General features: G+C 44.5%; 21 protein-coding genes. 9 read left to right on the top strand and 12 right to left on the bottom strand.

Going from position 1 to position 20051, the window contains the following annotated elements; translation table 11 throughout:
* The first annotated feature begins 361 nt into the window (after positions 1 to 361).
* Together ABIB50_RS00300 and ABIB50_RS00295 are read left to right on the top strand one after the other, a co-directional pair.
* On the top strand, positions 362 to 703 hold the full coding sequence (locus ABIB50_RS00300) for a single-stranded DNA-binding protein (protein WP_429376257.1): 342 nt from the start codon (positions 362 to 364) through the stop codon (positions 701 to 703).
* Positions 703 to 2193: a YifB family Mg chelatase-like AAA ATPase gene (locus ABIB50_RS00295; protein ID WP_429376255.1), complete on the top strand. Its 1491-nt coding sequence runs from the start codon at positions 703 to 705 to the stop codon at positions 2191 to 2193. The genes ABIB50_RS00300 and ABIB50_RS00295 overlap by 1 nt, the downstream gene beginning before the upstream one ends.
* Here ABIB50_RS00295 and ABIB50_RS00290 read toward each other — a convergent pair.
* The gene (locus ABIB50_RS00290; RefSeq protein ID WP_429376254.1) at positions 2186 to 2578 is read right to left on the bottom strand and encodes a hypothetical protein; all 393 of its coding nucleotides are present in this window, start codon (positions 2576 to 2578) and stop codon (positions 2186 to 2188) included. The genes ABIB50_RS00295 and ABIB50_RS00290 overlap by 8 nt on opposite strands.
* A 90-nt stretch (positions 2579 to 2668) precedes the next feature.
* On the opposite strand from ABIB50_RS00290, the gene ABIB50_RS00285 reads away from it, so the two are divergent.
* Positions 2669 to 2908 (top strand): hypothetical protein, encoded by a 240-nt coding sequence (locus tag ABIB50_RS00285; protein ID WP_429376252.1) that lies wholly within the window; start codon positions 2669 to 2671, stop codon positions 2906 to 2908.
* Entirely contained in the window at positions 2895 to 3269 is a 375-nt protein-coding gene (locus tag ABIB50_RS00280; RefSeq protein WP_429376250.1) for a UPF0758 domain-containing protein, read from the top strand. The genes ABIB50_RS00285 and ABIB50_RS00280 overlap by 14 nt, the downstream gene beginning before the upstream one ends.
* On the opposite strand, the gene ABIB50_RS00275 is transcribed toward ABIB50_RS00280, so the two are convergent.
* Positions 3248 to 3439, bottom strand: a complete 192-nt coding sequence (locus tag ABIB50_RS00275; protein ID WP_429376248.1) for a hypothetical protein — start codon at positions 3437 to 3439, stop codon at positions 3248 to 3250. The genes ABIB50_RS00280 and ABIB50_RS00275 overlap by 22 nt on opposite strands.
* Before the next feature lie 76 nt (positions 3440 to 3515).
* Between ABIB50_RS00275 and ABIB50_RS00270 the strand changes: the two genes are divergently transcribed.
* Entirely contained in the window at positions 3516 to 4037 is a 522-nt protein-coding gene (locus tag ABIB50_RS00270) for a CHC2 zinc finger domain-containing protein (protein ID WP_429376246.1), read from the top strand.
* Positions 4038 to 4040: 3 nt separating this feature from the next.
* Here ABIB50_RS00270 and ABIB50_RS00265 read toward each other — a convergent pair whose 3' ends face one another.
* The 5 genes from ABIB50_RS00265 to ABIB50_RS00245 form a co-directional block, all read right to left on the bottom strand.
* Positions 4041 to 4706: a DUF6904 family protein gene (locus ABIB50_RS00265; protein WP_429376244.1), complete on the bottom strand. Its 666-nt coding sequence runs from the start codon at positions 4704 to 4706 to the stop codon at positions 4041 to 4043.
* 33 nt (positions 4707 to 4739) lie between these two features.
* Positions 4740 to 6680 (bottom strand): DUF3732 domain-containing protein, encoded by a 1941-nt coding sequence (locus ABIB50_RS00260; protein ID WP_429376242.1) that lies wholly within the window; start codon positions 6678 to 6680, stop codon positions 4740 to 4742.
* Positions 6680 to 7180 carry a three component ABC system middle component gene (locus ABIB50_RS00255; RefSeq protein ID WP_429376240.1) on the bottom strand — a complete coding sequence of 167 codons (501 nt, stop codon included), beginning with the start codon at positions 7178 to 7180 and terminating at the stop codon, positions 6680 to 6682. Before ABIB50_RS00255 ends, ABIB50_RS00260 begins: the two co-directional genes overlap by 1 nt.
* On the bottom strand, positions 7177 to 8358 hold the full coding sequence (locus tag ABIB50_RS00250) for an ABC-three component system protein (RefSeq protein WP_429376239.1): 1182 nt from the start codon (positions 8356 to 8358) through the stop codon (positions 7177 to 7179). The genes ABIB50_RS00255 and ABIB50_RS00250 overlap by 4 nt, the downstream gene beginning before the upstream one ends.
* Positions 8359 to 8509: 151 nt before the next feature.
* Positions 8510 to 9277: a hypothetical protein gene (locus ABIB50_RS00245; RefSeq protein ID WP_429376237.1), complete on the bottom strand. Its 768-nt coding sequence runs from the start codon at positions 9275 to 9277 to the stop codon at positions 8510 to 8512.
* 154 nt (positions 9278 to 9431) lie between these two features.
* On the opposite strand from ABIB50_RS00245, the gene ABIB50_RS00240 reads away from it, so the two are divergent.
* On the top strand, positions 9432 to 10784 hold the full coding sequence (locus ABIB50_RS00240; RefSeq protein ID WP_429376235.1) for an ImmA/IrrE family metallo-endopeptidase: 1353 nt from the start codon (positions 9432 to 9434) through the stop codon (positions 10782 to 10784).
* A 3-nt stretch (positions 10785 to 10787) separates the two neighbouring features.
* Positions 10788 to 12431, top strand: a complete 1644-nt coding sequence (locus ABIB50_RS00235) for a DUF6035 family protein (protein ID WP_429376233.1) — start codon at positions 10788 to 10790, stop codon at positions 12429 to 12431.
* Here the strand turns inward: ABIB50_RS00235 and ABIB50_RS00230 are convergent.
* A complete protein-coding gene (locus ABIB50_RS00230; protein WP_429376231.1) occupies positions 12419 to 16273 on the bottom strand; it encodes a hypothetical protein in 3855 nt (1284 codons plus the stop codon). The two genes, ABIB50_RS00235 and ABIB50_RS00230, sit on opposite strands and share 13 nt — an antisense overlap.
* Positions 16274 to 16323: 50 nt before the next feature.
* Between ABIB50_RS00230 and ABIB50_RS00225 the strand changes: the two genes are divergently transcribed.
* Positions 16324 to 17289 carry a hypothetical protein gene (locus ABIB50_RS00225; RefSeq protein WP_429376229.1) on the top strand — a complete coding sequence of 322 codons (966 nt, stop codon included), beginning with the start codon at positions 16324 to 16326 and terminating at the stop codon, positions 17287 to 17289.
* Here the strand turns inward: ABIB50_RS00225 and ABIB50_RS00220 are convergent.
* The 4 genes from ABIB50_RS00220 to ABIB50_RS00205 form a co-directional block, all read right to left on the bottom strand.
* Positions 17267 to 17473: a hypothetical protein gene (locus tag ABIB50_RS00220; protein WP_429376227.1), complete on the bottom strand. Its 207-nt coding sequence runs from the start codon at positions 17471 to 17473 to the stop codon at positions 17267 to 17269. The two genes, ABIB50_RS00225 and ABIB50_RS00220, sit on opposite strands and share 23 nt — an antisense overlap.
* A 285-nt stretch (positions 17474 to 17758) precedes the next feature.
* Positions 17759 to 18265 carry a hypothetical protein gene (locus ABIB50_RS00215; RefSeq protein WP_429376226.1) on the bottom strand — a complete coding sequence of 169 codons (507 nt, stop codon included), beginning with the start codon at positions 18263 to 18265 and terminating at the stop codon, positions 17759 to 17761.
* Positions 18258 to 18950: a hypothetical protein gene (locus ABIB50_RS00210; protein ID WP_429376224.1), complete on the bottom strand. Its 693-nt coding sequence runs from the start codon at positions 18948 to 18950 to the stop codon at positions 18258 to 18260. The genes ABIB50_RS00215 and ABIB50_RS00210 overlap by 8 nt, the downstream gene beginning before the upstream one ends.
* Complete coding sequence (locus tag ABIB50_RS00205; protein ID WP_429376222.1) at positions 18950 to 19378, bottom strand: hypothetical protein; 429 nt, start codon at positions 19376 to 19378, stop codon at positions 18950 to 18952. The genes ABIB50_RS00210 and ABIB50_RS00205 overlap by 1 nt, the downstream gene beginning before the upstream one ends.
* Positions 19379 to 19442: 64 nt before the next feature.
* On the opposite strand from ABIB50_RS00205, the gene ABIB50_RS00200 reads away from it, so the two are divergent.
* Complete coding sequence (locus ABIB50_RS00200; RefSeq protein WP_429376220.1) at positions 19443 to 20048, top strand: DNA/RNA non-specific endonuclease; 606 nt, start codon at positions 19443 to 19445, stop codon at positions 20046 to 20048.
* Positions 20049 to 20051 lie beyond the last annotated feature (3 nt).

The following is a 20051-nucleotide window of genomic DNA, read 5'->3' as shown; positions in this document are numbered from 1 at the left end:
CCGGTATAGTAAGGTGCTGGAGAACTATAAGTCCCGAAGGGTGGCCGCAGCGCAGCGGAGGTCATTATGCGTTCGTATGCGCCGTCTATTCCGAGCATTGTTTTCTTTTTCACTCTTTATTCTGGGAATAACTGTGTATGTGTTTGTCTTCCTGCGCAGCCACTTCTATCGGCCTGGAGGCTTTTGATAAAATGCCGTACTGATGCGGCAGGGATCGGCAGGGTTATCCTCCGCAGGAGATAGCGCCGAGAGCCCGGTGCGTTCCGATCCTTTATCGTTACGCAGCTGCCTTAAACGGATAGAAACGGTTGTAAACGGGTATTTGGCGACTAATTGAAATGTAACTGCTGAGTTTTGTGGTATGAATAATTTAAGTAACAGCGTGCGGTTGACCGGGAGGTTGGGCGCGGCACCGAAGTTGAAGGCAATTGATGAGGATAAGAAGGTGGCGAAGATCAGTTTGGCGACCAATTATTACAAGAAAAATGGTAAGGGTGAAACGGTGCAGGAGACGCATTGGCACCAGCTTATTTTGTGGAACCGGCAGGCGGAGATCGCGGAAAAGTATTTGGACAAGGGCAGCCAGATCGCTATTGAGGGGCGTTTGGCGAACCGTTTTTATACGGACAAAGATGGCGCGAAACATTACGTGACCGAGGTGATCGTGAGTGAAGTGATGATGCTGGATAAGAAAGAGAATTAATGACGGTGAGTGTAAATAGCGCGGCGTTGGTGGGTATCGACGCCGTGTTTATTGAGGTGGAGACGCGGATCTGTGCCGGGGTTAGTTATTTTATCGTGGGCCTGGCGGGTGAAGCGGTTAAGGAGAGTTTGTTTCGGGTGGAAAGCGCGATTACAACTTGCGGGTTTGATATGCCGAGGCAGAAGATATTGATCAGTTTGGCACCGGCAGGTATTCGTAAGGAAGGCGCTGTTTTTGACCTGCCTGTTGCACTGAGTATTTTGGCAGCTTCGGGTCAGTTGGCACCGGAAAAGATGGAGGATTTTTTGTTTACAGGTGAGCTGTCCTTAAAAGGAAAACTGCGGCCTGTCAAGGGGGCTTTGTCGGTGGCTATTGAAGCAAGAAAGGCTGGCTTTAAAAGCTTGGTGGTGCCTAAAGAGAATGCGAATGAAGCCGCTATGGTCAGTGACCTGGCGGTTTTTGGTTTTGAAACATTGACGGAAGTGGTTGAGTTTTTGAATAGAACGACTAAAGCTGAAAAAGTCGTTATCAAGACCCGGGAATTATTTGCCAAAGATGATGGACTCTATGCAGCGGATTTTTCCGATGTGCGGGGCCAGGAAAACGTGAAGCGGGCTTTGGAGATCATGGCGGCTGGTGGTCATAACGGTTTGATGATCGGGCCACCGGGTACGGGTAAGACCATGCTGGCGACGAGGTTGCCGGGTATCTTGCCACCGCTCAGTTTACAAGAAGCCTTAGAAACGACCCGTATTTATTCCGTGGCGGGACAGTTAGATAGTATCGGTTTAATGACCCAGCGCCCGTTCCGGTCGGTGCATCATACGGCGAGCGATATCGCTTTGGTCGGTGGCGGGCCGGTAGCGATGCCGGGTGAGATCTCTATGGCGCATCATGGGGTATTGTTTATGGATGAACTGCCGGAATTTAAGCGTAAAGTATTGGAAGTGTTGCGGCAGCCCTTAGAGGAACGGCAGATCACGATCTCGCGGGCCAGCTACTCGGTTAATTTTCCGGCGAACTTTGTTTTGCTGGCGGCGATGAATCCTTGTCCCTGTGGGTTCTTTCGACATCCAGATCGCAAATGCACCTGTACACCACAGGTGATCAGGATTTATAGGAGTAAAATTTCAGGGCCATTATTGGACCGGATCGACCTGCATATCGGGGTTGGCCCGGCGGATATGAAAATAACTAAAACTGAAAACAGCGCAACCATTCGTAAGAGGGTGATCGCTGCGCGCAATATTCAGATGGGACGGGCAGGTGTTTGTAATGCGCTGATGGATACCCGCATGGTTAGGGAATTTTGTAGGTTGGGCAAGACCGAAGAAGAAGTATTGAACCAGGCGATGGCACAGTATAAACTGAGTGCGCGTTCATATGAACGTATTTTAAAAGTGGCCCGCACTGCCGCCGACCTGGCGGCTGCGCCGCAGATCACGCTGGTTCATTTGGCCGAAGCGATCAGTTACCGGCAGATCAAGTAACGATCTCCCGTTCCCGGCGGACGATGATCACGCGTTCGTCTTCCATTTCTTTATAGCCCAGTTCGAAACAGAAGCAATAAATTTCGCCGGTTTTTATGACACGGGTGCGGCTGGTAAAATACTTAAAGATAAATCCCCGGCCGTCCAGGTCTTGTTTGTCCATGGAAATGGTGTCCTTATCGCCTAAGCACCGGTCGAGTATCTCCCGGTTCTTTACTAAAATTTGTTGTACCCGCTTCATGTATTTGGCCAGGCTCATTTCAGGGGTGCTGCTTTCGTCCTTGTTGTTGTTATAATCCGTCTTGCAAGCATCGCTGCAATATTTCTTGTCTTTACGGCCGGAACCGACCGGCTCCCCGCAATTCAAACAAAGTTTTTCTTCCATAAGCTAAACGTTTAGAAACGGCTATAAAAGGTTAAAACAACCAAATCAATTTTTGTTTCACTGAATTTTGTACCAACAAATCAATCAGTTATGGAAACGATACAAAAAAGAAGATTAGACTCGGAGCATTTCGGGGATGAGGACAGGCATTATTTCGTGGACCTGATGGAAGCGAAAAACAAGAAGCCATATTTACAGATCACCCGGTCGGATACTAAAGAGCCTGGACAGTATGATCGTTCAACAATTATTTTGTTCGAGCGTGATTTTGAGTTTTTCGTGGAAGCAGTGGCGATGATCTTAAGACGTTATAGTTATGGAGAACATTAAATCATTGCCGCCAATGGAGCGGCCAAGAGAGAAACTCCAATTCAACGGTGCGGCTTCCTTAACAGACAGTGAGCTACTGGCCATTCTATTGCGCTCGGGCACACCAAAGGTGCCATTGCACCTGATCTGTGAGACCTTGCTACAGCAAAATGATATCGTTGCGGTAGCCAGTATGGACATGGACAAACTTTGCGAATTTAAAGGCATCGGCCCGGCGAAAGCCACCATCATCCTTGCCGCCACCGAGTTCAGCCGCCGCCTGCAACCCAAAGGACAATACCTGCCCGACGAACAAGCCTGCTATGCCTACCTGCGGCCCTGCTCGAACGCGAAACCCAATTACAATACACCCTCCTGTTGATCTCCGCCGGACGGGAACTGCTCGCCTTTAGCGAAGCCGGCGCCGTCCTGCCCAACATCAGCTGGATCACCCAACTCGCCCTCAAAGCCGGCGCCACCCGCATCCTCCTCAGCCGCAACGGCTGGCCCGCATTCAGCAACACCGAAAGCAGGTACCTCAGCACACTCCAAGCCACCTGCGCCGCACTGGGCATCATCTGTGAAGGATTAATGGCCGTCGGGCCGGAACGTTTTAAAATGATCTGATATGTTAAGAAAGGAAGTAGCGCGATTAACGAATATCCAGGATACCGTGCGCAAATATGTAAGCATGAATAGACAGTTACAATGCAACTGCCCGTTTCATAAAGGTCCTTATCCAACGTTGATCTGGAACGCCAGGAAAGGCAGTTATAAATGTGAAGTTTGCGGGGAAAGCGGCGACCTGATCGATTTCGTCATGAAAATGGAAGGTTGGGATTACAACACCACTTTCCATAAATTAGCCGGCCGGCTACGCCACCAGGAAAGCGGGATCGTTTATGTGCTGGAATTGACCGATGGGTGCTATTATATTGGTTACACACTTGACTTGGTCAACCGCATGAACCTACATTTCAATGGCAAAGGCGCTTACTGGACGAAAGTGCACCAACCCGTGCGGGTCGCAGACGTACGCTATCAGGTAAAGTACAGCATGGAAGACCGGATCACCGAACAGTATATTAGACGCTTTGGTAAAGACAAAGTACGCGGCGGGCGGTATGTGGGTGCAGATCTGGATGCCTGAGTTTCACCATTTGATATTTGGGTATTCCAAATACTCAATTTCATAAACGTCGCAATTTAATTCTTTAGCGGTTGCTTTAATGTTACCGATTAGAAAGGAATGAAGCGGACTCCATTTTTCTGTTCGGCGCAATAGATTTGGTATATTACGAAACCGGGTTTTGTTGACATTCATTTCCATGTAGTCGATTTCAAGTTGTTGGTTGAATTGCCAGATCCAGGGATGATTTACATTGAGCAGATGCGGACCTACGAACCGCTCTATTTCCTGCGCTCCTTTGGTGTCGAATTCTTGAAGCGCCTGCCGGGTGATTTGTTCTAAACGATCGAGGGTTGTTTGATCATCAGGTTCAGTTGGTGTATAAGCAGCATTAAATCGCAGGCAGTTTAAGGTGAACAATAGATCGATCCAAGAAAAATTGAAACCAAAATCAGTTTGGTGAACCCCTTCAGTGATGGTCACGGGTTTTGTTAGGCGGCTTTCTTGGTACGCGTGTCTTATCTCGTAAGCAAAGCAATGTAATATTTGTACTCGCCCGCCTTTTGAGTCGTTAGTATACTCGCTGTCACCGGCAAGGGTATGGACAAGTTGATATAACGCCCGGAGATCTTCATCGTCACCCCAAATGGATATTCCGGTGCCGCGTTTGGTAGGTGTAGCTGTTAGCAATTTTTTGTGGTTTTAGGAGTCTAATATTTTGACTTAATCTTCTTGTTGGTACCAGCTTTCGGGGATCAGTTTAACGCCATCTCGCCAGATTTCCTGGACATGGCTTCTGAATTTATCTGTTTTTAAGAAGGCGTGGTCTGTAATTATAACTTGAAACGCATTTTCCATGGCTATGGTCGTATCAATGATAAATTCAAACATTTGACGTACAGCGACCTCATCAGCGCTTTCCCGAATTTCGCCGGTATTGTCTATGTCCTTTTCCGGTGGGAAATAAACCTGGGATGGTTGATCGAGCATTAAAAAGTGTGGAACCGGTCTTTGAGCCTGGATGAAATGCTGATGTAAAGCGAAATGGATAAGAAGATGATAGGAAACCCAGTTGGCGCCACTACCCATTTGTCCCAAGCCGATCGGTTTGTTCATTGTATCGGCAAAAATTGTTAATTTATTGATGTCGAATCTTATTGGCGCGTTTTTGTATTCCACATCTAAATTATCCACCCATTTAGACATTTGTAAATTGATCTTACTCAATATAGAAACCAGTTTTTCATCTTTTGTTTCCTTATCTACTCCCGACATTAAACTTTCGATTTCTGCTTTCAATGCCGCAATTTTCAAATCGATCGATTTGTCTTCTGTAAAATCAACACTTTCTAAAAATAGACTGACACGTCCTATGACCTTTCCGCGTCTTAAGTTAAGGTCTCTTAAAGTTCTGGCATTTTCACGTTCTGTGTAGAGGGCGGACAGACTTTGCTCTACTTTTACGATCTCAGATTTGAAATTTTCCTGTTTTTCGGCAAGTTCTTTGAGATAGTTGTTTAAGCGCGGTTTTTCACGAACGGTTGATTCCAGGCTTTTACTAAGTGAATTTAAAGATTGCAGAATGACATCAACTTTGGGTATTTCGATTGATAACTGACTTTCGCACAATGGGCATTTCTTGTGATCATGATCTGTTTCGTGAAAAAGGTGTATGGTTTCTAATCTGATTTTATGGTGTTCCACTTCATCTGAATAGGAGAAATTATTATTTACAAAGCTTTGCGTAGCGTTAATGGTATCTTCCAATGTGCCTAATTCCTCCCTTAAAGCTGATCTTTGGTCAATCAGTTGTTTTAAGGCAGAGTTTTCTCCCGTGGGTTCAATATTAACTTGATATTCCCAATCTTTAATGCCATCTAATGCTACAAGTGCTTCAGGGACGCTGCCGACAACGACTGATTTGTTCATTATTCCTATTTGCTTAGCCTCTTCGACTAAGGAAAATGATTTACTGACGCCCTCCGCATGAATTTTTTCAGCTTCGTTCTTATCACGGGAAAGCTTGTTTAGCTCTCGTCTTTTTTGAGTGATCTGTTGTTCGATCTTTAAATTGTCTTCCCTGACCGCCCCCAGGAAATATGGAAGACTATCCTTGATCGCCTGAGGAACGAAGGGTTCTGTTTGATTGTAAAAAAGATAATCCCTCTGCGCAATAAGTCCTTGGGGTTGAAAGCAAAAGATCCTGGAGTGTTTAAAATTGACTTCTAAGGCGTCACGGGTATTACCTTCGACCATTTGCAAATTTTCAGCGATATTAATTTTACGGGACAGTAGTTCCTTTAGTCCGGCGGTATTACTGTTGTTATGAATGTTGTCAAAAGGCGGGGCGCTTTCAAAAGGCCCTTCTTCTAAATAAATTTCGGAAACGGTTTGCGTGCCCCTAACATTAGGATTTAACCGTGCGATAAAAAATTCTTCTTTGCTCTCAAATACCACGGTCAGACCGAACCAATGAACCTGATCTTTGATCACACCTTCCGCGATCTTACAGTCCGTACTTCCCAGACAGTAATCTACGATATCAATGATAGCGGTCTTACCGGACTTTGATTCACCAGTGATGATATTAACTTTACCAAGTTCAAATGGCAGCACACGAACGTGCTCGGCGTCTTTATATAGAATGATGTTTTTGAGCTGCATTAGGGTCTGATTTTTAAAAACATAAATATAGTTTGAGGATTACCCGTGAGTCTTAACCATTTGCCAAGCAATTCGGCTTTTTTATAGATCTCGTTTATCTCCTCCGTATTTTCGCCTTTCGGGGTTGCTTTTTTATATCGACCGGCGTAAACAAATCCTTCTTCATCCACAGTCATTGCCTGCTGGATCATTAAAAAAGAAATAGCTTCCCTGGTGAACGGCATCATTTGTTTAGCTCTATCTGCGAAACCTATAAAAACAGCCTCATTTTCTTCAACCCATGAATGAAAGTAAGTAGTGGACTTAACCGGCATTTTTTGTCTAGTCCGTTTATGTAACACAATTGGCAGTATCAAAAACGCCAATACAAAAGGCATAGCCAACCCTTTTTCATTTTCATTGAAACTGATCACGGTTCTGCGGATCACCTCCCCGCAAAATGCAGGATTTAGGAGGTTAGCTGTAATTATGGACCGGTCTTCCCAATTTTTAGTAATCATATATAGTTCAATAGATCTGTGTAATTGGGGTGCCAGCCAATCTTTTTCTTGTCAGACAAAATGTGGCAACTGCCCCTGGTTAAATACTCCGAGGTGAAACGTTCACGGATCTTGATCGGCGGGACTTTTTCAATATAGAATTTCTTATAAAAGTCGTGGCCGATCTTTTGCAGGCTGGCTTCGTCCATTCCTTCACAATCATCTTTGATCATGGCAAAAATATTGCTCCAGTGATCCTCCAACCTCTTTTCAAAAAGCTCTTCGTCGTCAACGCTTGTTAATTCTTCTCTTAGCCATTTAGAGCGTTGTTTAAATGCCCGGTGAAAATCATTTATCGCACTCCGCAGCATATTTGATTTTACCGCTATTAATTTAAGCTGAGAAACAAACAATTTATCTTGATAGTCTTCCAATGATTCTTCATCAATCTCTATCGGGTTAGCGAAATCATCTGGCAGGTTGTCATCTTTCAAGGAATCATTGATGCCGGCAATTTTAATTTGTATTTCTTCAAGAGAGATATGATCAATTTTATCCTGTAGCAGTAATATGCACAGTTGAAACCACCAACCTTCTAATCTTTCGATTAAAGAATCTAACTTCTTAGGATGTGTGGAATATCTCAATTCCGCCTGAATGGATGTCAATGCCTGGTCGATCGACAAGCTATTATCAAGTACAGTAATGTTGTTGATTAGATCGAACTGCTCATCTTCTGTCAAACTTTGGAAGGCTGCGTACCCTTTTGCGTTAGCGACACTTGTGGATTCAGAAGCGATTTTCAACATTGCTTTTTGAATACTGCCTGTATCCCTAAGTTCATCGATGGTTTTTAGATTTTCAATAAAAGAGTCAGTACCTATTGCGGCAGTCGTCATTAACGTAAACACCGTATTTTTTACATCTACGTAGCCATTTTTAATATTCTCACTCCAAACCCGGATCGTTTTCCAAAAGTCGGGACTGGCATCGGTCAAATTTGCGATCGAATTGATATGCAGTTTGGTTTGAAACAAATCCATTGTATCCACATCCTCTATGACAATATCATCCAGGTTTTCAATCTTAATAATTGATTTTGGTTTGGCCTTTGCTTTTAAAATAAGATATAGACCCAGCCTTAATTGATAATAATAACCTAATGAGGGTTCTTTAGCGGAAAAATCGGTTTCGGTCATTTAGAAATCTTTGGTGATTACTATTGAGGTTTAATCAACTAATATACAAAGAACTATCCTGAAATATATTTTTCGCCCTATTTATTACGCCTAGCCAACTAATAACATAAGAACAGGTTACTAAAATACTAATTATTTTAGTAATACATAATTATTTTACAGGATTACTTTTGAGCGTGATCCGCTGGCCGAGGATGGAATCGAAATAACTCCTGGCCATGGCGTCTGTCAGGAGGCAGATGTCAAAGATGCCGTCATTTTTAACAATGCCTTTGGTGTAAATGCTGGATTTGTTGTGCGGGGAAATATTGTAATGATAAATGATGCGGTCAATGTAAAAAGCATATTGATAATTGCCATCTATCCTTAGCTGGCGGGGCTGGAATAATCCTTTTTCAGGCCGGGTTTTTTTGGAATCGATATGCATTAAGATGACTTCGAATTCATCTTCTTTGCCAGCATCATGATTTAAGAGCATCCGGCGTAATTTCTCTGCATAGGGGCCTAATTGCACCTCTTTAAAAAAAGCTTGTTTAGAAATATGCGTGCGCCACAGTAACGATAGCAGGAATAATTTAATCTTTGCATAGTCCATGTTATGAAATCTGATAGCTGGCACGGCATCACCGCCGCTTAGCAATTCTGTTCTAACCTCACTTCGGGAGCGTTCACTGCCGTTGAAATATAGTTTATTGCTGGCGTAGGTTTCCAAACGGCTCAATATCGTTCCATCACATTCCCGGCATAAAATTTCCTTGTCATAAAAACCCGAGTGTGTAAAATGAAAGTCATCGAAATTTCCCAGGTTGATGTTCACCAGCCGGTGTTCTTCGCCGAAAATATTCTTATAAAGGAAATTCGGGAAAATATGCGATTTCTTTAACAGATTCTTTTCTTGAAGACAAAGCTGACATTGCATATTTTAGTAAATGGAATGCAAAATAACGAATAATGCTAAAAATATTATCAATTTATTTCTCCACTATTCCATGGTATGATGTTAAAAATTAGCAGGTTAAATATTTTTTAAGTTATGGAGATACCAGTATTTTTACGGAAATAAATAATTATAAATGAATACTACGCTTAAGGGAGACCTGTTTGAAGAGAGAGCTTACGATATTATACAAACTTCTATTGCGGAAGGTAATTTTGGTTTATTGCCTGAAACATGCAGAGTGTTCAGGAAGCCGCCTTATTTTTCAAAAGACCGGGAAGGTGATATCATTTTCGATCTGAGTATTGAGGTTTGGCCAAAAGGTGCAGAACGTTGTCATTTGCTTTATTTGATCGAATGTAAAGATTATAGTGGTGATGTACCGGTCAATGATGTTGAGGAATTTGTGGCGAAGATCGGGCAGGTCGCGGGTGAATATGTAAAAGGTGTTTTTGTGACGACAGGCCGCATGCAAAAATCAGCGCTCAATATTCTTAAAAATCGCCGTTTTATGTTTATCCAAGTGGATAAGGATAGCAAAGCGAACATCGTTCTCCATAATAAATCGAGGAGAAAACATCCGCTTGTTGATTTTGCACCGGTAGTCTCCTGGAGCGAACAGGCAAATAAGCTTGCTGAAATCCGTAACCTTTTGCAACAGAATGAAATGGACAGCGAAGATTGGGACAAACTGATCGGACATCATTTGACAAGTCAGCTAAATTCGAAGATTTATTGGGAGCAGCCGGGTCAGGAGATTTCGGGCCTGGAGCATTTGTCAAAGAACCTGATCGAGGACATGACTAAAAAGATTATTAGCGAGTTCGATGGCTCTATTTTGTATCGTGGCAGACCTTTGCCAATGGATCAATTTATACTTTATCTGGCGGAAAAATACGGCTTGAATTTTTTTACAGATGGCCCGATGCCGGAAGGGAAGGCGCATTTGAACGGCTTTTATGACCGCGAAAATAAAAGTATCTATATTAATCCTGCTTTAACTGATACGGGACAGTTTGCTTTCGTCTGCGCGCATGAGATTGGACATTTTTTTCTTCATGAGCATTTAGAAATGTCCCAGCAATTATATGAGGCACAAGCCGACTCCGCTTACAATAAGGAAACACGCAAACATGTGCTGGAAAAAGAAAAACATTGGGTAGAATGGCAGGCTAATCAGTTTGGTGCAGCGCTTATCATGCCTCAACGATCATTGTTGGCCCAATTGATCACCTGGCAAATGGAAGAGGGTATCCGGAATAAGGGGACGCTTTATTTGGATCACCAGGAACAAAATATCAGGGATTTCAAAGTTGCGATTACTCTGCTGGCCTATAAATTTGGCGTTAGCCGTACTATTTTGGAATACAGGATGCGTGACTTGGATATGATTAAGTATAAAAACCGCCAGGGTTATAATGCCTATAGCCTGTTTGGAAATGCCAGGGAACCGCAAACATTAAGTCAGATCTTGAGCCGGATGTTTTAACCTATGGCATACCAACGTTCCATAGAATTGGCTTTTGACCGTAAAGCTAACGTGCAACTTGATGCCAATGAAATTTTTAAGATCGCTAAAGCTGGCTATGAGGTCAGGAGGCAATACAATTCCGGTGAACTGGATCTATATTGTCCCGAGTGTGATCAGGGCCTGATCGTCTCAGACAGCAAGAATGACCGTCTGCACTTCAAGCACTTTCCAAACGCCGGCTATTGTGACCTAAAAGACGGCAAGTTATCCCCTCTGGAATCGCAACTCTATACGGACGTTTTGAGGAGTAAGGAAAGCGACAGACATAAGTATTTAAAGAACCGGATGGCGGAACTACTCAAGCTAACGCCGAATGTTGTAGCGAAATCCGTTATTGCTGATACCCGTTTTTTCTTTGGGCCTACCGAAAAAAGACGACCAGATGTGTATTGTAAATATGCTGGTAAGGAAATGGTCTTCGAGATCCAGTTAAGCCAGTTATCCCAGCGGTATATTTTGGGGCGGCATAAATTCTATCTGGATAAGGGCATGTACCTCATCTGGATACTGGACAATTTTGATGTGCATGGGCAATCGCAAATGGAACGGGATATTAAATACCTATCTAAATCCCAGAACTTTTTTCGGCTGGATGAAAAAGCGGACACGGATTTCAGGCTGTTGTGTACCTATAAGTCGCCCTTTGTAACAGAGGAACGTACGGTAATCAGCCCCTGGCAAAAAAAATCGGTATCATTAACAGAATTGAAGTTCGATCAAGGCAATTGCCAGGTTTATTACCTGCATTACGAATATGCGCTGCTGGCAGCACAACGAAAACTTAACGCACTCTTAGAACAGGATCGTGAGCAAGAGTTGAAGGAAAGGCTGGAGAAAGCACAGACACTGGCCGAAAAAAAAGCCACAGCCGTTTTTAATAAACTGGTTTTTTATAAAAAAAAAAGCTATAATTTTTACAAGTTTGATCTGGAACTGGATGGGCTGAACTATTCAGCACTGGAAAAGTTCAATGAGAAACTGGGTTTGGCAACGCGGCGCTACCAGGGAAAGCCATTGTTGCTTCACTATGTGGCTACCGCCGTTTCTATACAGGAAAGCATGATCGCCTTCTTGTTAAGGGACCAGCGGGATATTAACGCACAAGGTGAGGACGGTAAAACCGTTCTTCAGGAAATTTATCTTAATCCTGCGCTGGACTATAAGTTGCGCTTGGGCAAATATATTTTCATGCGTGGCTATCAGATAGCCGATTCCGACAAGTCTTTTTTAACCGAAGCGGAAACTTTCTTATACGGCCTTTTTGAGCGACTGAGAGATAAAAGCCTTGTAGCTGATGTACTAAAAAACTCCGCGGTTTTTAATATTATTGAAAGTGCCCGGCTACAACGCATCATCGGCCCAAATTACAAGAACTGGATCAGTTTCGGGGTCTATGCCACTGGCGGCGGAAACAGGAAGTTCTGGTCCTACATTGAGCCGGCTTTAAAACATTACGGCCTGTGGGAAATCATCATGGCAGCTGATAAAAAAGGCACTTTTCAGCGGAAAGTCACGGAACTGGAAAATGAAAAACCGGAGCAGCTTTATGTAATCGATGAAGCGGTCAAGGAACTATATCCGGAAATTTTTGACTACTCGATATAAATACCGGTAAATGGCCCTTCGACCTTTTCCCTGATCGTGGCGATTGGCTCAATTTTTATTTTATTAAAATATTCATGCCTGGCTGTTTCAATTTGTTTATAGAGTTCCCGGTTTTCAGGCGATTTATCTGTTAGGAAACGCATCATGAGATCGTAAGTACTACTTAGGCGTAGTTTCTTGTCCAGTATTTGGAGGAAGGTTTTTTCCAAACTGCCCAGCATCTCTGGGTCATCGTGACCATAGTCCAGATAAGCATTGACCATTAATCTGATACTGCCATCAAGGGGCATTTCCTGGAAAATATTATCCCCGAACAATTGATAAACGACCTCCTCGAAATTATCATGCATTTCAATCCGTTCTATCACGTTAACGATCTCTTTTCGAATACGTGCCTTACTGTCTTCATCCGACCGTTCCAATAACAGCTCCCAGCGTTTGATGGTGTTAGAACAGGTTGTTTCCGTCAGATCTTCCAACAGTAAATAAAATATGTAGTCCTTCATTTCCAAATGCCCGAGCAGGTTATCCACCAGGGTCTTCGGGTCTCCCCAAATTCCTTGCAATTCGTAAAATCCGTGTGCGAGGTCTTCTAAAAGCACTTTTACCGCAAGCTTGCATAGTAAATTTTCAGGTTTGTCTATAAAATAGCCCAAGACAGGATTCCAGGTTTTCCTGTCGCGGTTTGAGATATCCATATAGCGGTAGGATAAATAATTGATAGATATACATTGCAGCAATAACTCCGCCGGGAAAAGCGCCACGATTTCGGCGGCTGATAATTTTTCCCAGTCCGTCTGACCAATTATTAATCCATTAACTACGGCTGGTCGGGCGCTGCCGGTGAGAGCGATGGCTTTATATAAATTATCACTGTCGTTGACTTTCAACAAGTCAACTATTTTAGTTTGCTCGACGGGTAACAATTCATCCCAATATGCCAAATAATAACGCATGCTTTGGCCGACGAAGGGCTTAGAACCGCTTGCTAATAACTCATCTGCAAAGCCTACCCGTTGCGCCTCATCTAATTGCTGAAAAACATTGAAGTAATAATTGATGACTGCAAAAAGCGTGGTGTCATAGGTCATATATACTTTTGACCGGCGCATCCATTTGATCCAACTCAGCAGGAAGCTCGCCAGATCCGGTGTTCTTAAGTACCCGATAGCCGTATCCATGGTCGATAAAAACCGGTGGGCATTAAAGCGCAGATTAGCCGGGGCATTTTCGAAAAATACCTGCATGAGTTTAGGCCAAAGCTGCCACATGGCTGGGTGATGTTCTTTAGGGACATCATATTTCCAGTCAAACGAATAGCTGGCGTAGCCGATCCCGAACTGGGTTAAAAAATGAGTTGCAGCCACCAAGATTTGCGGATCGGCGAGTTTACCCAGGGCAAGGGGAAATAGCTGGTCTTTGGCACCTTGCTGGTAAAAAGGCCAGCCGCGCACAAAACCTTTTATCCCCTGGTAAATAACGAAAGGGTGCGGGTCGCCCATGGCTCGTTCTACCAATGCTGCCGGCGGGTCGTCGAATTGATAAAAGACCTGGAAGGCTGCAATAGCGCGTATAAATGCTTCGTCGTAGTTGAATAAGCGGTTGAGCACAAATTCCGGCACGATCACCGGCTTTTGCTTACTGTTTTTGCGGATATACTGGGCAAACCACCACCCTTCTTCGGCTGTGGGCAATTCCTGGTTCCTATCTAAAAATTTTAATTTCGAAGCCGCAAACTCTTCTTCGCTCAACATTTTAAAAAGTACGTCAGGTGATTGCTGGAAGGTATGGTCCTTCGGACGAAAAGGTCCGCCATGCTGCCAGCTAAGAGATGAGTTACTGTAGTTGTAATTTAACAGGTCACGCTGAACTTCATCCGCCTGTTCTTCGGTAAGTAATTGAGTGATGGATGACAAAAAAATCAAGGTGATATCCTGCACTGCCGGAAAGATAGATTCCGCTGCAAATATCGCCAGATCGATACAGCCCTGCCGAAAAAATTCCGTGAGGTTATGGCTAAACAGGTAATCCAGTTGGCGTGCAGCAAGCAATGAAGTCTGGGCGCATAAGGTGGCGACAGCTTTTTTAATCCGTCTGACCACTTCATCCATTTGACCCATTGGGATTTCCCGTTGCAGCAGGCGGGCGGCTTCATAATAAAGCGGGTGCCGGAACTGATACGCATTAGCTTCGTACCGGATGAAGCCGCATTTGACGAGGAAATCTAATTCATCCAGCCAATGAGCTGACAGGCGAAGCAGCGTTGGATAGACCGGAAAACCATTTACTTCGTCCTGTAGCAGATCGGCAAAAGAGATGGTTTTGATCTCCCGTTTAAAAATTCCCGGATAACTTTCCAGATCAGACAAGATATATTCCAGTTCCCGGAGATTTACCGCAGTGTTCACGTCACTGCATAATCCAAGCAGCCTGTACATCGCGATGGCTGCCGGACCGCGCTGCCGGACCGCCGCGACAATACGTTCAGCATCTATGGCGGCTATTTGGTATAAATCGGTGCCCGCTGTAAGATATTCATTTGACCAGTTGTTAACCAAATAGTCCAGCTGACCAGGCTGCGGTAAACGCTGGTCTGGAGCCTGAGCTAAATAGGTATGTATACATTGGACAGCATCGCCGGATAGTGGCCTGGCTTGTACGTATATGTCGAGCAATTGGCGCATAAAATCCCTGTCCGTATTCGTTAAATCTATCCAGGAAAATGAGTTGTGCAGTTGTAGCCGGTTAAGGATATCATTATTTGCAGTAACGATCAGCTTTTTACCGCTTGGCAGGTTATTGACCAGTTGCTGCACTTTGAGGAAAGTTTCTTCGCTGACAAGCGGGGCGTAAAAATGCCCGAATGGGTCATCAAGTATACACAAACGGTCAACAACGTTCGTGTCAATCAGGAAACGTTCCGCGGTTTCCACGTTGGAAGTGATCCGGTAGTCATAAAGTTTAGTAGTAAAATGCTTGGCCAGCGCTTTAGCAGCAGTAGACTTACCGCACCAGGAACGCCCGGACAGGAAGATTGCGCGCTCTTTCTCCAGTTGAGCAATTAACTGCGGGTCATTATTCCGGTTGATATAGGGATAATTAAAAGCCGGGTGTGCGGCCTGGTAGCGCTCCAGTAGTAGCTTAACTTGCGGGCCGATCTCGCTTTGACTGTCACGTCCATCTTTGATCAATTTAAGGAGCAACTCCAGTACCGTACCGGTTTGCAGTACGGGAATACCCAGACTGCGATACAATAAATCCTGACAAGTGGCGATCAGGGAATTTTTATCCAAATTTTCCCAAATCGCTACCTTTGCTAAAAACATTGCCGCACCAGGAGTATTGTTCAACCTGGCCGATTGGTCCTGGCAATACCGGGCACGTTGTTTTTTAAGTTTCGTGGTTTCTGCCGCGTTGAACGCCGCGATTGCTGGAAGCAAGGGTGGTAATAGGTAACCAGCCACTTTGTTAAAATCCCCGATTTTGTTGACATAAGACTGGGTCGTTACGTTACAACGGCCGGAGGTAATGATAATCAGCCGGGTTTGTGGCTGATCGAGCAGTCTTTGTAAAAGGTTAGCTGTCGCTTTACGTGCAGGAAAATGGCATAAAACATCGGCGAATGATGCTAGGTCAAAACTACCCGCATGACTTTTAACTTGAATTTCGAATTTTAAAGTATTAAAACCGTCCGAGACCGATATCTCCGCATCCTCGCCACCGGGCTTTTCAGGGAATATCTCCAGCACTTTATCGAACGCGGCGATTGCGCTGACTGCGGCGCAGGCGGTTGCCAGATATTGATATTCATAAGCCCTGGGGCCGGTACGTTCGATGGACATGTTAAGTTCTGAACCACTAAGATATTAAAACAAAATCTTAATTTTAGCCAATGGGTAAAAGCCTAGAAAGACGCAGGAGATTGTTCAGGAAATTTTCCGGGCAATTGTTGCTATTGAAAGCAAATGGCCTTATTGACATTGATTTTAAGTATGCAGCTCCTTATTTATGCCCGATATGCTTACGGGAGTTTTCGGAAGACCACTTAGACGAAAGCAAACATCAAAATTTCCTGACCGCTGAGGATGCTCCTCCCGATGCATTGGGCGGGACCAAGATCGCGCTTACTTGCAGGGAATGCAACAACCGCTGTGGACAGGAAATCGACTGGCATTTAATTGAAGCAATCAAGGCTGTAGACGACAGTTTTTTTTACAAGGGCAGTAAAAGAACGGTAACGACAGTATTTGAGGGGCAAAAGATCACTACAGAATTGACAGCGCTGGGCGATGGTAATTTGACGGCCTATCACCGGATAAAACACAATGATCCAGGCTTGCTGGAAAAATTCATCTATGGTTTAAAAAATAAAACGATCGGGCCTGCCCTTAATTTTGAACCACCGGTAAAAAGGTTTATTCAAGAACGGATCAATTACGCATTAGTGAAAACGAATTATATCATCACTTTTGCCAAATTCGGCTATATCTTTCTGCTTAACCCGCGGTACCAGGATATCAGGAACCAATTGCGTCACCCCGGTCAAGTGATCTATCCCTGGAATCCATTTGTTAAAAACCCGTTCACAGCAGCTAATATTGGCACCTATTATGTCTTGAATGAAGACATAAAATCCATTCTAAACGTATTCCGACTAAAAACCGGATATTCAGAAACAATCATCGGCGGGTTTTTACATCACCCGAATACGACCATGGAAGATTTTGGCGCGCTAATAGATGGGCAGTGTGATGCTAATAATTCGGTCATTTTCGATACAAGTACCTACGATGCTGGAGTGAATGTTTTTGAAGATTTGGCGGAGATCAACAAGATCAGGAATTGGTTCCTGCAGTGAGTTTCTCGTGTAACATCGCTTTTAATATATTAATCCGGGACTCGATCTGCTCCTGCAGCTGTTTTTGCCGGATGGAATAAAAATGCCGTTTCAGGCTGCGTTCGTCCCTGGCGATCTCTGCCTCTAACTCATCCGGGCTGTGGGAACGATAGAAATCCCGCATATCCTTTTCTGCCTTATGCATAATTCAATAAAGTTCTGGCAAGCTGGTCATACAGCGCATATTCGTCCGGTGAATTTTGTCGGAGGCGGGCAGCTACATCCAGTTGGACCTGTTCGCTAAGCGTATAAGCTTCGATTCCGTGTCGCGCCAATATATAGCAGGGGGCTTGTTTACCCCAGGCATCTTCCCAATCGCCATCCGGATGTACAAGGACACTATGGCAAAAACCCAGTTTACTGAGCGAGAATGCCTTTAAATAGCGATTGACGGAGATCGCTGTGGCAGGCAGGCCGGAGAGTTCCTGTTTTACCGCAGCAAAGACGGCGCACTTGCCAAAGGTAAATTCAGCAGCGAGGTGAGCGGGCACCTGGGGTTAATGCGGACCGGCATTTTTGCCAAGAACGCCGGGTATTTACTTAATGCTTTTTCGGCCCTGGCGATACCAGTTTCGGAAGGCTTGATACGCAATGGAAGCTGCCAGAATTTTTCTTCGCTGTAATAACGCGTGGCGACACCGCCGCCGCTGATTTTTAGTTTATGGAGGATCGGCTGGATGACATACTGGTTATATGCCTGTATCCTCTTTTTACCATTATGGTCGTAGATCGCGTCACCATCGGTACCTATGTAGACCCGTAAGGCTTTCATTTGTTCTAAGGGCGCACCCTGACTTGGGGTCCACCAATCCACATGCAGCAGCCAGCCGGTCGCCCTGGCCAGCGCAACCGCGAAGTTAACTCCGCCTGAGTTTTCCCATTCGCGCATAAGCTCATCAGGGAATTTATCTTTCGCTTTTTGTTTGCTACTACTCATTTGTACAATGTTCACAATAATAACCCATTGGATGGCTGGTATAAGCATAATCGCCATACATCGCCGAGGTGTAATGTTCGGTAAACAGGTAATGGTCGCCTGTCAGTTTGCCACATGCCGGGCAGGTATTGGATAGATAGGATTCTCTTCGAACGGAACTATAATTACTTTTGATTAATACACCATGCTCCCGGGCGAAGGTCAATTCTTCGGGTGTAAATACTTCAGGACCCGGATGGTACCCATGTCCATCCAGCATGGCAACTTTCATAGTGCTGCTGCATTTCCAGCATTTAGAGTCGATGATCAGCATTGATTTGTCCTGCATAAAACCAGCGCATTTTTTGCATTTAGGATTTAGGCAAGTATTGACAAAGCGCGGCCGTTCGATATCCTCTCCCGGGGCGACCTGTATAGAAATAACGCCTTGCCTGTGGTAACTTTCCGCCAGCTCCGTTTTTGGCTTTTTGTTGTTGGATATATGGATCGCAGCGAAAAGCAGTCCGGCACTATCCAGTAAATGAATGTCCTGTTCAGCTGCTAAGACAGCGCGTACTTTTTTAAACAAATTCCCGCTATGCTGTCCCCCGCAATAGGTACAGTCCCAGGTCATATTCAGGGGTATCTGCTGGCTTAACTGCGCCTCAAGCGTAGTTATCAATGATGACTTAAATGATTTGGCCATTAGTTGATGATATAATGATCACTCAGCTGGTCATACACCGCGCAGCCTCGTTCAGCCAGCGGTTTCCAGACCCGTTCGATGGCCTCGGGCCAGTTGGTTTCACTATTGAAGCTTTTCGAGCTCTTTTGGTTCGAGGAAGATACGATAGGTTTGCCAAAGATCTCTCTGGCTTTCATGATGATCGCGGGCGCAATGCCGTTGCCCTCGTAGTCCTTCATTATCAGGTCGATCACTTTTAAACGGATGCCGTCGTCCATGATGAGCAAACTAAAATCGGCCTTATCCTTTTCCGAAGCATCCTTTTCATCCCAGATCATAAACGCATAGGTATCGAAATGATGCGTCTTATTATAAAAACGGAAATATTCATAGATAAATTCGCCTTTCCTGGTGACCAGCTTGCCCCTGATGATATCACGATCGCTCATAATAATTTGCTTCTTTAAGAGGTTTAAAGATAGTCATTTATGTAAAAATAATTAACTTAAGGGCATGATCGCTTACTATAAATTATTCGGGGAGGTTCCGGATGGGGACTATGAGAGTTGTGTGGCTTTTTTGGAGAAGGAGTTGCGTTATGAGTTAACGGCGGCTTATGAGCAGGAATTTGCGGATGCGGAGGTGCGGCATTTTAATGATACGGTGAAGCGTTTGTATACCATCTTTTTTGATTGTACGCAGGATTATGAGAGTGATGATATTTATGCGCGGGCGGCGAGAGTGGTTTTTGTTTACGGCCGATCTGTGGCAGGGACTGCGGAGCGGGACAGTAAGAGGATGCGGCAATTTTTAGGGGCATTCAGGAACCAGCCGGAGTATGTGGGGTATGATAAGGGGCATTTTATTGCGCATTGTAATGACGGGCAGATCGACCAGAATTTGTACCCACAGTTGAAAGAACTTAACCGTGGGCTTTCTCCGCAGGGTAAATTGTTCAGGTCGATGGAGCGCTACTTACAGCGTAATGAGGGCGTGTTCTATTTTGTGCGTCCCATATATAGTGATTTGACCTGGATACCGCACCAAATTGATTTCGGGATATTTACCAAGGAAAAGGGGTTGCTATTGAACCGTTTTGATAACCGCATTCCAACATGATCC

This window comes from Mucilaginibacter sp. UYCu711 (assembly GCF_050433825.1).
In the GTDB taxonomy this organism is placed as follows: Bacteria; Bacteroidota; Bacteroidia; order Sphingobacteriales; family Sphingobacteriaceae; genus Mucilaginibacter.
The sequence above is the reverse complement of the archived record's forward strand: the minus strand, read 5'-3'. Positions and strand labels throughout refer to the sequence as shown.

Bases quoted from the DNA above. Each gene is read 5' to 3' on its own strand.
- ABIB50_RS00295 (WP_429376255.1), top strand. From the start codon at position 703: ATGACGGTGAGTGTAAATAGCGCGGCGTTGGTGGGTATCGACGCCGTG.
- ABIB50_RS00240 (WP_429376235.1), top strand. From the start codon at position 9,432: ATGAATACTACGCTTAAGGGAGACCTGTTTGAAGAGAGAGCTTACGAT.
- ABIB50_RS00245 (WP_429376237.1), bottom strand. From the start codon at position 9,277: ATGCAATGTCAGCTTTGTCTTCAAGAAAAGAATCTGTTAAAGAAATCG.
- ABIB50_RS00300 (WP_429376257.1), top strand. From the start codon at position 362: ATGAATAATTTAAGTAACAGCGTGCGGTTGACCGGGAGGTTGGGCGCG.
- ABIB50_RS00250 (WP_429376239.1), bottom strand. From the start codon at position 8,358: ATGACCGAAACCGATTTTTCCGCTAAAGAACCCTCATTAGGTTATTAT.
- ABIB50_RS00270 (WP_429376246.1), top strand. From the start codon at position 3,516: ATGTTAAGAAAGGAAGTAGCGCGATTAACGAATATCCAGGATACCGTG.
- ABIB50_RS00255 (WP_429376240.1), bottom strand. From the start codon at position 7,180: ATGATTACTAAAAATTGGGAAGACCGGTCCATAATTACAGCTAACCTC.
- ABIB50_RS00225 (WP_429376229.1), top strand. From the start codon at position 16,324: ATGGGTAAAAGCCTAGAAAGACGCAGGAGATTGTTCAGGAAATTTTCC.
- ABIB50_RS00220 (WP_429376227.1), bottom strand. From the start codon at position 17,473: ATGCATAAGGCAGAAAAGGATATGCGGGATTTCTATCGTTCCCACAGC.
- ABIB50_RS00235 (WP_429376233.1), top strand. From the start codon at position 10,788: ATGGCATACCAACGTTCCATAGAATTGGCTTTTGACCGTAAAGCTAAC.
- ABIB50_RS00280 (WP_429376250.1), top strand. From the start codon at position 2,895: ATGGAGAACATTAAATCATTGCCGCCAATGGAGCGGCCAAGAGAGAAA.
- ABIB50_RS00290 (WP_429376254.1), bottom strand. From the start codon at position 2,578: ATGGAAGAAAAACTTTGTTTGAATTGCGGGGAGCCGGTCGGTTCCGGC.
- ABIB50_RS00215 (WP_429376226.1), bottom strand. From the start codon at position 18,265: ATGAGTAGTAGCAAACAAAAAGCGAAAGATAAATTCCCTGATGAGCTT.
- ABIB50_RS00200 (WP_429376220.1), top strand. From the start codon at position 19,443: ATGATCGCTTACTATAAATTATTCGGGGAGGTTCCGGATGGGGACTAT.
- ABIB50_RS00210 (WP_429376224.1), bottom strand. From the start codon at position 18,950: ATGGCCAAATCATTTAAGTCATCATTGATAACTACGCTTGAGGCGCAG.
- ABIB50_RS00230 (WP_429376231.1), bottom strand. From the start codon at position 16,273: ATGTCCATCGAACGTACCGGCCCCAGGGCTTATGAATATCAATATCTG.
- ABIB50_RS00205 (WP_429376222.1), bottom strand. From the start codon at position 19,378: ATGAGCGATCGTGATATCATCAGGGGCAAGCTGGTCACCAGGAAAGGC.
- ABIB50_RS00260 (WP_429376242.1), bottom strand. From the start codon at position 6,680: ATGCAGCTCAAAAACATCATTCTATATAAAGACGCCGAGCACGTTCGT.
- ABIB50_RS00285 (WP_429376252.1), top strand. From the start codon at position 2,669: ATGGAAACGATACAAAAAAGAAGATTAGACTCGGAGCATTTCGGGGAT.